The 14,846-nt window shown below is 46.8% G+C and carries 11 protein-coding genes; 9 read left to right on the forward strand and 2 right to left on the reverse strand.

Going from position 1 to position 14,846, the window contains the following annotated elements; translation table 11 throughout:
- The first annotated feature begins 561 nt into the window (after positions 1-561).
- The 6 genes from zwf to uxuA all read left to right on the forward strand — a co-directional run bounded on the left by zwf (position 562) and on the right by uxuA (position 7,311).
- A complete protein-coding gene (zwf, locus tag ACE3MZ_RS01905) occupies positions 562-2,061 on the forward strand; it encodes a glucose-6-phosphate dehydrogenase (RefSeq protein WP_411344872.1) in 1,500 nt (499 codons plus the stop codon).
- Between the two features lie 228 nt (positions 2,062-2,289).
- Positions 2,290-3,189: a phosphogluconate dehydrogenase (NAD(+)-dependent, decarboxylating) gene (gene gnd / locus ACE3MZ_RS01910; protein ID WP_411344873.1), complete on the forward strand. Its 900-nt coding sequence runs from the start codon at positions 2,290-2,292 to the stop codon at positions 3,187-3,189.
- A 269-nt stretch (positions 3,190-3,458) separates the two neighbouring features.
- Positions 3,459-3,896 carry a MerR family transcriptional regulator gene (locus ACE3MZ_RS01915; protein WP_411344874.1) on the forward strand — a complete coding sequence of 146 codons (438 nt, stop codon included), beginning with the start codon at positions 3,459-3,461 and terminating at the stop codon, positions 3,894-3,896.
- 148 nt (positions 3,897-4,044) lie between these two features.
- Positions 4,045-5,259, forward strand: a complete 1,215-nt coding sequence (locus ACE3MZ_RS01920) for an MFS transporter (protein ID WP_411344875.1) — start codon at positions 4,045-4,047, stop codon at positions 5,257-5,259.
- A gap of 122 nt (positions 5,260-5,381) precedes the next feature.
- Positions 5,382-5,828: a universal stress protein gene (locus tag ACE3MZ_RS01925; protein ID WP_411344876.1), complete on the forward strand. Its 447-nt coding sequence runs from the start codon at positions 5,382-5,384 to the stop codon at positions 5,826-5,828.
- A gap of 403 nt (positions 5,829-6,231) precedes the next feature.
- Complete coding sequence (gene uxuA / locus ACE3MZ_RS01930) at positions 6,232-7,311, forward strand: mannonate dehydratase (protein WP_411344877.1); 1,080 nt, start codon at positions 6,232-6,234, stop codon at positions 7,309-7,311.
- 122 nt (positions 7,312-7,433) lie between these two features.
- Here the strand turns inward: uxuA and ACE3MZ_RS01935 are convergent, their stop codons facing one another.
- Entirely contained in the window at positions 7,434-8,390 is a 957-nt protein-coding gene (locus ACE3MZ_RS01935; protein WP_411344878.1) for an L-lactate dehydrogenase, read from the reverse strand.
- Positions 8,391-8,924: 534 nt separating this feature from the next.
- Between ACE3MZ_RS01935 and ACE3MZ_RS01940 the strand changes: the two genes are divergently transcribed.
- Positions 8,925-9,941 carry an NADP-dependent oxidoreductase gene (locus tag ACE3MZ_RS01940; RefSeq protein ID WP_411344879.1) on the forward strand — a complete coding sequence of 339 codons (1,017 nt, stop codon included), beginning with the start codon at positions 8,925-8,927 and terminating at the stop codon, positions 9,939-9,941.
- Positions 9,942-10,204: 263 nt separating this feature from the next.
- On the opposite strand, the gene ACE3MZ_RS01945 is transcribed toward ACE3MZ_RS01940, so the two are convergent.
- Complete coding sequence (locus tag ACE3MZ_RS01945) at positions 10,205-10,705, reverse strand: CcdC family protein (RefSeq protein ID WP_411344880.1); 501 nt, start codon at positions 10,703-10,705, stop codon at positions 10,205-10,207.
- A 578-nt stretch (positions 10,706-11,283) separates the two neighbouring features.
- On the opposite strand from ACE3MZ_RS01945, the gene ACE3MZ_RS01950 reads away from it, so the two are divergent.
- Positions 11,284-11,661, forward strand: a complete 378-nt coding sequence (locus tag ACE3MZ_RS01950; RefSeq protein WP_411344881.1) for a response regulator transcription factor — start codon at positions 11,284-11,286, stop codon at positions 11,659-11,661.
- On the forward strand, positions 11,661-14,714 hold the full coding sequence (locus tag ACE3MZ_RS01955) for an ATP-binding protein (protein ID WP_411344882.1): 3,054 nt from the start codon (positions 11,661-11,663) through the stop codon (positions 14,712-14,714). Before ACE3MZ_RS01950 ends, ACE3MZ_RS01955 begins: the two co-directional genes overlap by 1 nt.
- The last annotated feature ends 132 nt before the right edge of the window (positions 14,715-14,846 follow it).

Consider the following 14,846-nt stretch of genomic DNA (forward strand, 5'->3'; position numbering starts at 1 on the left):
GCGCTTGTCATTTTCAATGCATATGTCAGCCGTATTGTCGAACGATAGCAAGCCACATCGTTGCATAACAAACGGTGCAGTGCAAGCAATAATGGTTGCATAAGGTAGATCTCGCACGTCTGAATCGACGTTAGACTATCATGTTTGTGCAACACTGTCAACGCTGCTATACGACAGTCATTTAGCTATTCATCATGGCGACCGGTTGACCGATAAAAAGGAAATACCGGATGCAGAAATGGAAATGGTAATATTCATTGTGAAACTTTCATTTTTATCTTGACATTGTTCGACACAAGGTCTATTGTAATTTTTGTGAGTTTGACTGTCACAAAAGAGACACAATGAAAGATTGACTTTATAACGATACCTGCATATGAAATATGTTTTTGTATACATATTTTATGGAGAGGTTCGTTTATTTTTTGACGATATAGTTGCTATATCAACAGTATCAAGCTGGCAGGACGTTAAGGTCTGTACACAACTAGCCCATAGACACAGAAGCATGCAAAATGCTATAGAACACACGGGATGGGTACATTTTGGAGGAGAAACGATATGGAAGCTATGACATTTGTATTGTTCGGTTCAACCGGGGATCTGGCGAAACGCAAAATTTTCCCTGCTTTGTACAATTTGTATGTAGATCGCAAAATGCCGGAAGCCTTCTCCATCATCGGACTGGGACGCAAATCATTCAATGACGCGACATTCCAGACGTATGTGGAGCAATCGCTGCAAGAATTTTCCCGCAACACACCAAATCATCGCGAAACGCTGGACGCGTTTTTACGTTCTATTCGCTATCATATTCTGAATGTGGATGATACCGCCGGTTACAAAGAACTGCTGAGCATTGTTGAGCAGCGCGAATCCGAGCTGAACATTCCACAAAACCGCATGTTCTACATGTCGGTAGCACCTGAATTCTTCGAGGTGATCGCTGACAACATCAACGCGAGCGGATTGGGTACAACATCTGGTTGGAAGCGTCTGATCATCGAGAAACCATTCGGTCACGATCTGGAATCGGCACGTCAGCTGAACAATCACCTGAGCAAAACATTTGCTGAGGAAGAAATTTTCCGCATTGACCACTATTTGGGCAAACCGATGGTGCAAAATATGGAATCCTTCACTTCGGCGAATCCGGTTATCCAATCGCTGTGGAACAACCGTCATATCGCAAACGTGCAAATTACTGCATCCGAAGTAGTCGGTGTAGAAGAGCGCGCAGGCTATTATGATCATACTGGTGCTGTACGCGATATGGTACAAAACCATATGCTGCAAGTGCTGATGATGACTGCAATGACACTGCCTGGCGGACATACGGCGGACGATGTACGTTCTCATAAGAAATACATCGCCAAAGCGCTGCGCCCAGTATCCAAAGAAGAAGCGCACAAACATATCGTGCGTGCACAATATACTGCTGGTGTCGTATCTGGTCGCGAAGTGCAGGGATATCAGGATGAGCCAGGCATTACACTTGGTTCCAACACCGATACCTTTGTCGCTGCACGCGTCTGGGTTGACGATTTCTCTTGGCAGGGCGTACCGTTCTACATTCGTACCGGTAAACGCATGAAGGAAAAATCGACCCGTATCGTGATCGAGTTCAAAAACACGATGCACAACAACGAAATCTGTATTGATTGCGACGGACAGCCGAATATGCTGACCATCAGCATCAATCCAGAAGAGAAAATTACCCTGCAATTGAATCGTCGCAATGTAAAAACGGGTCAACTGGAGCCGATGACATCCGAATTCGTGATGGGCACTGACAATGATCCAGAAGCATATGAACTGCTGATCGGCGATGCACTGCGCGGCGACGGCACCTTCTTCGCTCACTGGGATGAAGTGGAGCTGTCCTGGCAATGGATTCAACCGATTCTGGAAGCTTTCGCGGACAACAGTCTGCCGCTGCATGATTATGCCTCCGGCACCTATGGTCCAGAAGCATCCGATGCGCTGCTCGCCGAGCAAGGATTCCGCTGGTTGGGCGACCGCAATGCGGCACCTGTGCGTACCGGCGTAGCATCACGCTAAGCGTTCCACGCGTTCTTTTGCAGATGAATGTCTGGTTTACGCTCTGGTTTAGGATGAACAGAGCGTATTCCCTATGCCTTCAGAGCCGGTTGTATGGCTTTGCAGAGTGCCGTTGCAGTCTATGATTGGATAATTAGGCATGAGATGGCAATCAATTGGAGCAACATCTTTTACAAAGATTCAGATAAAAAAAGGGATCTATCATCCCACTACATGGAGGGCTATACTATGAAAATCGGATTGATCGGACTTGGCAAAATGGGTATGAACCTGGCACAAAACCTGATGGATCACAGCCACGAGGTTGTTGCCTTTGACCTGAACAAAGAAGCGGTAAAAGAAATCTCTGGACTGGGTGCACAAGGCGCCAACACCATCGCTGAGCTGGTAGAGAAAATGGAAGCACCACGCGTACTATGGGTGATGGTTCCTCACGGCGTCGTTGATTCCGTACTGGCTGAAATTGCTCCACTGTTGTCCGAGAAAGACATCGTGATCGAAGCAGGAAACTCTCACTACAAAGAATCTATTCGTCGTTACAATGAAATGAAAGTCAAAGGCATCCACTACATGGACGCAGGTACATCCGGCGGCATGAGCGGCGCTCGTAACGGTGCGTGTTATATGGTTGGTGGCGACAAAGAAGCATGGGATGTTGTGGAACCAGTATTCCGCGATACTTCCGTAGAGCATGGCTACCTGTATGCTGGCGAAGCGGGCAGCGGTCACTACCTGAAAATGGTACACAACGGGATTGAGTACGGTATGATGGCAGCTATCGGTGAAGGCTTCGAAGTACTGGAGAAAAGCCCGTACGACTTCAACTATGAAAAAGTAGCGCGCGTATGGAACAACGGTTCCGTTATCCGCTCTTGGCTGATGGAGCTGACCGAAAATGCATTTGCTAAAGACGGTCGTCTGGAAGAAATCCAAGGCATCATGCACTCCTCCGGTGAAGGTAAATGGACAGTGGAAGAAGCAATGGATCTGCAAATGGCAACACCGGTTATCGCGCTGTCCCTGCTGATGCGTTACCGTTCCTTGGACAACGATACATTTACAGGTAAAGTTGTCGCTGCACTGCGTAACGAATTTGGTGGTCACGCGGTCGAGAAATCCTCGAAATAATATAGTATTTAATATCCAGAACCCTTGCGCATAACGTGCCGGGGTTCTTTTTGTTGTATCTCATCTTGCTGAGCCCTTGCTTATACATACAGCAACTCAATTATAGATAGAATCAAACAACATATAACGGAAGTTTGTTAGATTTAGAATGAAAATAGATGAAAAATCTAAATTTAATTTTCAAATAACGTTGACGTTAACGTTAAATAGTGCTATTATATTCATATACAATATGTAATTATTTAAATATATGAATGTGAGGGAACGTCATGACGCTGTATAAGATTGATGAAGTAGCTACCGAATGCAATCTGACCAAGCGTACGATTCGCTATTACGAGGAGATCGGTCTGCTGGCTCCGCAGCGAAGTGAAGGCAATACCCGGTTGTATACGCGTGACGATATTGAACGGTTGAAAAAGATCATCAGTGCGCGCGATGTACTTGGCTTCTCGTTGCAGGAATTACAGCGGTATATCGAAGTGATGGAGATGCTGAGAGGTCAGCGTGAGCGGTATCGTAACATTACCGATCTGCAAGAACGCAGACAGCAGCTACAGCAGATCGATATCACGCTGGGCGAGCAGTTGGAGATGATGGAGAGCAAGATGAACACGATTCAGTCGTTCAAGCAAGAAGCGGAGGAATTGCGTCAGCAGGTGCGCGAAGGCTTAGAGAGGCTAAGCGGCGAAAAGGCGGATTCTTGAAGCAGGATATGCTAACTATACGTTAGCTACAAAGTCGTACGGTGTTCCAAATGGACGGTTCTGACAACGAATCGTTGGGACATTCTGTGATGCATCATCATATTACATGTAACGGAGATTGGAAGAGAAAAGGGAGGAATATATCATCATGAGTACCAAAACAGCTCAAGTCAAAGAGCTGCCCAAACAAGGCGGACTATTGTCGCAGCCAAAAGCAGTGTGGGCAGTTGCCTTTGCCTGTGTCATTTCATTTATGGGTCTTGGTCTGGTTGACCCGATTTTACCAGCGATTGCCACTCAGTTGAATGCAACACCAAGTCAAGTATCGCTGCTGTTCACCAGCTACAATCTGGTAACTGGTCTGGCGATGCTGATCACTGGTTTCGTTTCCAGTCGGATTGGTGTTAAATGGACGCTGCTAAGCGGTGTCATCCTAATCGTCATTTTCTCAGCATTGGGCGGTATGTCTGATACAATCAGTCAGATCGTTGGTTTCCGCGGCGGCTGGGGATTAGGGAATGCGCTGTTCATCGCGACTGCATTGTCTGCGATTGTCGGCTTGTCGACTTCCGGTACAGCCAAAGCGATTATTTTGTATGAAGCAGCACTGGGTCTGGGGATCTCAGTCGGACCTCTGCTGGGCGGCGAATTGGGCTCCATCTCATGGCGCGGTCCATTCTTCGGTGTCAGTGTCCTGATGTTACTCGGTTTTGTATTCATTCTGGTGATGTTGCCGAAAATTCCAAAACCTAAAACACGCAGTTCCTTATCTGATCCATTCAAAGCATTGAAATTCCCGGCATTGAAAACATTGGCGATTGTTGCCTTCTTATATAACTTTGGTTTCTTCACCCTGATGGCGTATTCGCCGTATGTGATGGGACTGGATGAGCACGGTCTTGGTTATGTATTTTTCGGTTGGGGCATTCTGCTGGCGATTACGTCCGTATTCGTAGCACCGAAGCTGCAAGCACGCTTCAATCTCGCTGGTTCGATGGGCGTGATGCTGACGCTGTTCGCACTAGATCTCGTATTCATGGGTGTAGGTGCAGCGACTGGCTCGCCAACTCTGGTCATTATCGGAGTGATTGTTGCTGGTATTTTCCTCGGTATTAACAATACGCTGATTACTACAGCTGTTATGGAATCTGCACCAGTGGAACGTTCGGTCGCTTCCGCGGCATATAGCTTTGTCCGTTTTCTCGGTGGCGCGGTATCCCCATTCTTAGCAGGTAAACTGGCAGAATGGTACAACTCGGCAACTCCGTTCTACTTTGGTGGTCTGATGGTGTTGGTTGCTGTTGTCGTGCTGATCGTTCGTCGCCGTCATCTGGCTGGCATCGACGTCTCGCACGGTCATTAATGGATGGAGCAGTGCTGAACTGCGTTGCGCATGAATTGCTGTGCCGCAGTTCGGCATATAATGGGTAATAGTAAGATATAACTGATTTGTCATATGAGTCGTATAGAATGGAGGACAAGCTTATGTCTGACAATAATCAAAGTACAGTATACCAACACATTGCTGTTGCGGTAGACGGTTCCGAACATGCTCGTCGCGCATTGGAGCACGCAGTATCGCTGGCGCGTTCGCTGCAAACGCCAGCCAGATTGACTCTGATCCATGTGAATCCAACAATGATGGTGTCTGAACCGCCATTCGGTGTTGATATCGATCAGCGATTGGATGAGGAAGGTCATGAATTGACCGAAGCATACCGTAGTTATCTTGACCCAACGGGTGTACAATATACAATTCGTTATCACGATGGCGATCCGGCAACTGTGATTTGTGATCTGGCTACCGAGGAAAAAGCCGATCTGATCATTATGGGAACACGCGGGATGAGCACCGTATCCGAGTTGTTTCTGGGCAGTGTAAGTCATAAAGTCATTCAACATGCGAAATGTCCGGTGCTGACGGTGAAATAAACTGCGTTGGCTGAACGTGACAGTCGTATTATGAACCGATTGGAATAGATGCGTTTCGAGGTAGTAGATCACTTACGTTGAAGAAGATCGATAATGATACGGATAAAATGTAAAACCACCAGTAGGATGATGAGAACTGTCTCTCATGATCTTACTGGTGGTTTTTTGTATGCAATGATTCGCTGGTGATATCGAAGTAATAATACGCTGTGTAAATATTTCTGAATGAAAAATATGCTATTGATAAAATGTATACGTATTTTGATATAACTATATTTATCATTAACGTGCTAAGAGATGGGTGCTTGAGAAGTGAGACTCGTTTGACAACACCTGCTGCCAGACGTATGATCTACCTGAATCTGGTATACAGAAATATCCAAATCGTAGAGGAGGCAACTGTATGAACATGACGTGGAGATGGTATGGCGAAGGCAATGACAATATTACACTGGATCATATCCGTCAGATTCCCGGGGTGATGGGTATCGTTTGGTCGCTGCACGACAAGATCGCGGGCGAAGAGTGGGAGCTGGAGCGCATCCAAGAAGTAGCCAATCAGATTACTGCCAAAGGATTCAGCACTGCCGTTGTGGAGAGTGTGAATGTACACGACGACATCAAGATTGGACGCCCGACGCGGGATCATTATATCGATATCTACATAGACACCATTCGTAAACTGGCTACGGTTGGCGTCAAAGTCATTTGTTATAACTTTATGCCAGTATTCGATTGGACACGCACGGAGCTGTACAAGGAGTTGCCGGACGGTTCGAATGCACTCTTTTATGAAAAAGCGGCGATTACTGACAATCCGCGCCAGATGGTGGATCGCATTTTGCAAGGAGCAGGCAAGTTTACGATGCCGGGTTGGGAACCGGAGCGTCTGGCAAAGCTGGATGAGCTGTTTGCAGCGTATGCCGATGTGGATGAAGAGAAGCTGTTTGATAACCTGAAATATTTCTTGGAGCGCATCATGCCAGTCTGCGAAGAAGTGGATATCAAAATGGCGATCCATCCTGACGATCCGGCGTGGCCGATCTTTGGATTGCCGCGCATCATTCGTAGCCGCGATACGATCCGCCGTCTGCTGGATATGGTAGACAGTCCGTACAATGGGCTGACATTTTGCACCGGATCGCTTGGCACGAACCCTACTAACGATCTGCCAGCGATGATTCGAGAATTCCACGACCGTATTTATTTTGCCCATATTCGTAATGTGAAGGTGTTCGACAATGGCGACTTTATCGAGGTGTCGCATCGCGGACAGGATGGTAGTGTCGATATTGCTGAGGTTGTCAAAGCATATCATGAGAACGGTTACAACGGATATGTGCGTCCCGATCATGGTCGTCATTTGTGGGGCGAGGAGCAGGATTGTCGTCCAGGCTATGGATTGTATGACCGGGCGCTAGGCATTATGTATTTGCTTGGGGTGTGGGATAGTCTGGATAATGTAGCTATAGCTGATGTTTAGAAAATAAAGAATACAGCCAGTGGGGACATGGAACGTGCATATCATCCCTACTGGCTGTATTTTGTTATTCTGCCTATAAGTTCATAGATAAAACCTATAAATTGATCCTCATGAAAAACCAATTAAACCGTAATGTGCACCTGTTCAATCGCGCCACGGATCACATCGCAGGAATGAGCGAATTGACGTTGTTCGCCTTCATCCAGTCGAAGTTCGATTAATTCCTGAATCCCTTCGCCGCTAATGATCGCCGGTACACCTGCGCATACATCGGTTTGACCATACTCTCCATCCAGAATAGCAGATACAGCGATAATCCGGTGCTCATCGTATAGAATCGAGCGGGCGATATGCGCGAGTGCATTGCCGATTCCGAACTGAGTGTGACCTTTGCGTAGGAAGATTTCCCAGCCTGCATCACGCGTCTTGAGGGCTACATCTTCCAGACTGAGTTCTGGGAAACGCAGGGCATGTTGTTCCATAATATGCAGCAGTGGCTTGCCGCCAATCGTCACATGCGACCAAGCTACAAATTGAGATTCGCCATGTTCACCGAGGACGTACCCGTGTACGCTACGTGGATCAATGGAGAACACGTCCGATAGGATCGTTTTTAGACGGGATGAGTCGATCGATGTACCAGTGCCGATAATGCGCTCGCGTGGCAGACCGGAATATTGCCAGGTTAGATAAGATACCACATCGACCGGATTGGCTGCGATGATGAATACACCGTCAAAGCCGCTTGCCATGATCGGATCAACGATCTCTTTGGTGATCACTGCTGCTTCATGCAGTACGGTCATGCGATCCTGTCCGGGCTTGGGATTGGCACCTGCGGTAATGATGACGATATCCATATCGCCGCATTGGTCTAGCGTACCTGCATATACTTTGGTGCGGTGTGAGGTAAAGTCCATGCAGTGTGACAGGTCAAGCGCCTGTGCGACTGCTTTATCGTGAGTGCGTCCGACCATCATAATCTCATCGGCAATCGACTGGTTGATCATGGAATAAGCACAACCTGCTCCGACCATGCCAACGCCGATAATCGCTACTTTTCTATTTTTTCTGCCCATCTTGTATAGCCTCCCGCTCCATATAAATTGAACGTGCGCAGTCCGAAGAAATGATCTCTCCTCAGCTCCGCCTCTTTCTGACAGGACGATAAAACAATGTTAAAATACTTTCCATCTCTGCCATTATACAATCTTTATCCGCCGCTGTAACCGTAAAATATGTCATATAAGTTAACTCTTTTTGAATAAAGATAGGGCGATGGATGTCTTTTGCGCATGCTAACGCTCTCATCATTTATATCGTCATAGATTGCATCGTTAGATATAGTCATCTATGGTCAATATGTGTATAAAAATGGGTAATAATAAGTTTGGATATACTGTGCTGAATGTTGGATATGCATTGTTTGATGTGTACACAACAGTATTTGCATACCATCCAAGATAGGCTAACAATTGTATCTCGTTGGCATCACCTTATACAAAAGAGGTACAATATTATGTGAAGGCAGACATATGATCTGCTGTGATGAACATTAGTTGAGCACTATATGTATCAAAACATTCAATGAATGATCCAGGGAGGAATAGAACATGGCAGAACAACAAAACGAATATATCGCACTTGCCAGTCGGCCGGAAGGCACGCCGCAGCTGGACAATTTTACATTTAAAACGGAAGAGCTGAACCCGCCGCAGAACGGACAGCTATTGATCAAAACGCTGTATGTATCGGTCGATCCATATATGCGTGGACGGATGAAGGATGCCAAGTCGTACTCTGCTCCGTATGCAGTCGGTGAAGTCATTACTGGTGGCTCCATCGGTAAAGTGCTGCAAAGTAAAGATGATGGTTTTCAAGAAGGAGATATCGTAGTCGGCGCATGGGGCTGGCAACGTTACGGCATTATGGATGCCAAAGCTTGCCGCAAAGTGGATACCGAGCTGGCACCGATCTCAACTGCACTTGGTGTGCTAGGCATGACCGGATTGACGGCGTACTTTGGTACACTGCGCATCGGTAACCCGCAGCCGGGCGAGACGCTGGTCGTCTCCGGTGCAGGTGGCGCGGTCGGCATGATCGTCGGTCAGATCGGTAAAATCAAAGGCGCACGCGTCATCGGCATCTCCGGTTCGGATGAGAAGAACCGTTATCTGAAGGAAGAGCTTGGGTTTGACGAGGTAATCAATTACAAGACTGATCAACCACTCGACCAAGCGCTGGAAAAGGCTTGTCCAGACGGCATTGATGTGTATTTTGACAATGTAGGCGGAGAGATTACAGATGCCATTATTCCGCTGTTAAACCGCAATGCACGTGTTCCGCTATGCGGTCAGATCTCGCTCTACAATCAGGAGAAGCCGGAACTCGGTCCACGCATTCTACCGATGCTGCTCACGCGTACCGTTCTACTAAAAGGCTTCCTTGTCGGCGATTATGCGCATGAACAGGCAGAGGGCTTGCAAGAACTCGGTCAATGGGTACGCGAAGGCAAGCTGAAGTACAGCGAGAATATTGTGGATGGATTTGAAAGTATTCCGGAAGCATTTATCGGGCTGTTCAGCGGGCAAAACTTAGGCAAACAGCTCGTGAAGGTTGCCGAACAATAAATAGCTGGGAACTCAGCATAGCAACGCTTAAACAAGACATGCAATAGCGACAACAAAGCGCCTACGAGATGTAGGCGCTTTGTTCATATGGTGTTCATGTTGATCGTTTACGATCATGAAGACGACGAATTCAACACCCTATACAACCGAAAAAAAGCTAAAGCCACCCCAGCTTCGGAAACCATTCGCTGCGGCAACGCAGCCTGTCCCCTTGGTACCGGAGTACGGCTTTAGCTTTTTGGTTTGTCATAAGAAGTAACCGTTCACAATGAAGTGCCTGATTGATGAGCTTGATACAGTTTGCGGTATTTGCGATACATATCCAGCCGCCAGTGCAGCAATGTACCGAAGGCGAGGATGAAAAACACACCTGCTGTTTGTGGAATGCTAATATATTGCTCGATAAAACGGTGCAGCAGCAAGCGAATCATCAGTAGACCGAGCAAAATGAATAGAAAGCTCTTGGAACGCTGTACGACGATATCTGTTCCATTGTGCTCAAACCGTGTACCACGAATGAGTGGATACGAGAACAGCAGCCAGCCAGCGAGAAAGGCACCGAGTGCCCATAACCACGATACGCGAAAATCAGGCAAGACAAACATAAAGAAGCCTGTACTCATGCCCAGTGGCGGAATGAGGATCTTTTTGGCGTTCACAGGTCTGTGATTGGTGCGCGACCGAACCAGAATAGCCGTTAACGCGATAACGACCAAACCGACAGTAGAACCTATTTGTAAAAAGGAGGGACTGAGTTGAAACATAATGAAGGAAAAACCCCTCTCCGATAAATGAAGTACACTACCTGTTCAGTATAGCATATTCGCTGTTTGGAATGCCTGTCCGGTATCGTTCGCATTTGTATATTTTGAAAAATATTCAATATCCGCTAGATCCTCTGCAATTCGTATGCCGTCCAGCATTTCCTCGGCGACTACATCTTTTCATTATGCCTCAACAAGGAGCAATCCTTCATCCGATTTTCGGCGAATCTACAATAGAAAGCAAAAGCTAAAATAATATGGAAAAAAAGCGCGTTTTTTGGCGGCAAAATACGGTGATTATGACGCACGATTAAGAACGAAGTCCTATTTCTGAAACGCCTATTTTTGCCGATAAATGGAGCAATAGTGACGCATGGTATGACCGGTAGTCTGTAATCTGTACATGATTTGTTGAACAAATACAGAATTTTAGCAATAATACCGGATTATAACTTGAAATAAATACTATTTATTGTTAAAAAATGTTTAAAAATAAGTAAGACGGAATGCGATGAAGCAATGAACTAACCCATTCGCTGTTGAATATTTCAGTGGCGGTATAACAGGAGGATGACACAATGGCAGCATTTCAGATTTTGATCGCAGAAGACGAACCGGCTCTGCGCTTTTTGTTAACGGAAACATTGGAGGATGAAGGGTACGAGGTAGCGGAAGCAGAAGATGGCGGGATTGCGCGCGATCGCTTGCAAGAACAATCGTATGATCTGGTCATTCTCGATTATATGATGCCGGAAGCGACTGGAATCGAAGTGTGTGAGTGGCTGCGTGGTAGCGGTGGTATCAATGCGGACAAGCCGGTTATTTTACTAACTGCCAAAGCACAGGAAAAAGATCGTATACGTGCCGAGCAGGCGGGCGTTACGTTGTACATGTCTAAGCCATTTAGCCCGCTGCAACTGATGGATGCGGTTGAAGGTTTATTGGAGGAAAATTAATGCAGCAGCGCGGCGGATTGGCACGGCGTGTAACCCGTTGGACAATCGTTATTTTCCTTGTATTTGGACTGATTATTTTTGCGGTGGAATGGATGTTTAAGCAGCAGGTGGCAGATATTACAGATGAGGTGAATGTACATCTGGAGCGCCAGAATCGGCTGCAAACGATTGGGGAAGATTACCGTTCAGCAGTATCGAATTTTCGAGCCTATCTGGCATTCGATGGAGCGAACTTCCTAGCATTAGCTGAGAGTGATCGAGATCGTTTTCAGCAGGAACTTGCGCAATATCGTAGTGATGTGGGCAATGACGAGGCGGTAGCGGATGATCTGGAGCAATTGTCTCGCCAAAGTCAGGAGTATTTTAGCTATTTTGCTATTATCGAAGATTATAAGCGGAACGATCAACAGGCTGAGATTGAACGTGTAGCCCAGACCATTACGACCAATCTAGTTCGCGGCGTCAATACGCAGCTCAATCAGATTGTGCAAAGTGAGCGTATGGAAGTGAATTCGCTGCTCAAGCAAAGTCAGCAGCTTAATTCCGCAGTATTGTTTATTCCGCTGGTCTTTATCGTGCTTGCATTGTTTGCTGCCTTGCTGCTGGTTCGTTATTTGCGCCAATCTATGATTAAGCCAGTGGTGGAATTGGAAGCGGCAGTGAAGCGTATTAGCAACGGAGAATATATCCATGTACCTGAGCGCGATCGCGACGACGAAATCGGCAGTTTGATTAATGGAATCAACCATATGGCAGAGCAACTGGAAGAGCGCCATCAGCAATTGGAAAGTAGTCTGGAACATATGGCACAGCAAAACGACAAAATGGAATCTCAAAATGAAGAAATCTTGCTGCAACAGCACGAACAATCCGTTATTTTAGAGAGATTAACCGAACGCGAACGTCAATTGCAATTGATCAACACGTATCAGGAACAACTGACTGGGTATACGCGTATGAGTGATTTTCTGGAAAATAGTCTGCGTGCGCTGATGCATGCCACGCATCATGATGCAGTGATGCTGGTTGTACAAGATCCTTCGACAGATAAACAATGGTTCCGTATGGTTCACGCGATTGGCTGGCCAGAAGAACAGGATCATATGACTAGCGAGCAATTATATGGACCTGCCCGTGAAGTGATTGAGGAACGTAAACCGACCGTTCGTAGCCGTGCAGTCAATGGCGCAGAACGAGGGCTACACAGCGGCAATGAACGAGCAGATGATCACTACTATCCACTGTTCGATGAAGAGAGCAAAGCTATCGGTTATCTTCTGTTTACGACGTACGGCAGTCTGTCTGTGCATATTATGGATCGTTTGCTAACGGAAGGCATGATCAATCAATTTGGACTGGCGTATCAGGCACAGCTGGCTGGCGAAGATCGTCGCAAGCAAAGTGCTCGTCTGGTCGAACTGAATATTGAGCTGGAAGCCGAGAAGCAGATGATCAAGCAGCAGCGGGATACGATTCAGGAGATTATCGATTCGCTGCATGAAGGATTGGTATTGTGTGATCACAACGGCATTGTATCCTTCTGCAATGAGCAGGTGAGCCGTGTATTGCCAGACTTGCGTACCGGGGCTTCTATAGCTTCGCTGGGCGAGTTTCTGGATCAGCAACATATGGGCAGTTACAAGCTGAGCGAACAAATTCGTCATGTGATGAACGAGCGAATGAACGAATGGAAAACGCAATTTACGATGCGAGCTCGGGATGGTTCGGTTCATTATATGGAGATGTATGCCAACGTCATCACTGGTGCGGATCTGAATGATTACCATCTGTTCGTGTTCCGTGATCGTACCGAAGAAGAACAGGCGAATCAGATGAAAAATGAATTTGTCAGCATTGTATCGCATGAATTGCGTACACCACTGGCAAGTATTCTCGGTTTTGTGGAAATTCTACTCAATCGTGAAGTTAAACCGGAAAAAGCGAAAAAGTATATGGATACGATCTATCGCGAAGCGAATCGTTTATCGAATCTGATCAGCGACTTTCTGGATTTGCAGCGGATGGAATCAGGCAAGCAAAGTTATACGATCATTCCGTTCGATCTGCGTACCGTCGTCGCGGATGTGGCGGGACAATGGGATGGCAAACAAGATCACAGCATCAATATCGTATTGCCGGAACAGACGACACTCGTACGTGCGGATAGAGATCGCATTACGCAAGTCATGCACAATCTGATCAGCAATGCGGTGAAGTATTCACCAGGGCAAGAATTGATCGATGTACGTATCCGCGAGGAGGACGACAACTGGTTGGCAGAAGTGCAGGATTACGGTCTTGGTATTCCGGAAGAAGCGAAGGATCAGATGTTTGGCAAGTTTTACCGGGTGGATAATTCTGACCGTCGTCAGATTGGCGGTACAGGATTGGGACTCGCTATTGTGCGCGAAATTGTCCGCGATCTAGGCGGCGAAGTAACATTTGACTCCATTCTTGGTCAGGGCAGTACCTTTACTGTGAAATTACCGAAAATGCACATTCCACAGCTGGATAATCGAATCGTTGTAGTAGAAGACGAGGAGAATCTGGCACGTCTGATCGGAGCAACGTTTGAAGAGCAGCAGTACGATATTTTGACGCTAAACAATGCGGAGGAAGCGCTGCTTGGATTGCAGATGCTACAGACGCCGCCGCTGCTCTGCATCGTAGATATTCAGCTGCAAGGTCCGAAGACGGGATGGGATTTTATCACTGCACTCAAAAGCAAAGAGATTACCCGCCGTGTACCGGTGATCGTCTCATCCGCGCTGGATCAGCCGGGAGACTTTGCCGAGAAACCGGACGAGAAGTATTTGCAAAAGCCATTTACGGTAGAGCGTCTGCTAGAACTCGGTATCTCTCTCTTGGGACAAGACCCGCACGCTTCCGATATGGTCATCACCAGTCGCAACGAACTGGCAGTTCAAGCGGAACTCAAAAAGAACGGTCTCAGTGCTGCTCAACTCAAAGTAGTTGGCGATGTCATTCGAGTCGATCTATTGCAAGAAGGTAACGATACACCATTGTTGCCAAAATCAGAAGAATCTCAATAATGGTAATATTGTGAAAATATTACTCCAATAGGTAGCAGAATGGGTAATACGTAGTACGAATTAATTTCCATTTTATTCAAATTAATGGCTGTGATGTCATCTGCATTATACGATTGCAGCCAGGGAGGGCCG

The sequence above is a fragment of the Paenibacillus sp. WLX1005 genome (assembly GCF_046603685.1).
Lineage (GTDB): Bacteria > Bacillota > Bacilli > Paenibacillales > Paenibacillaceae > Saccharibacillus.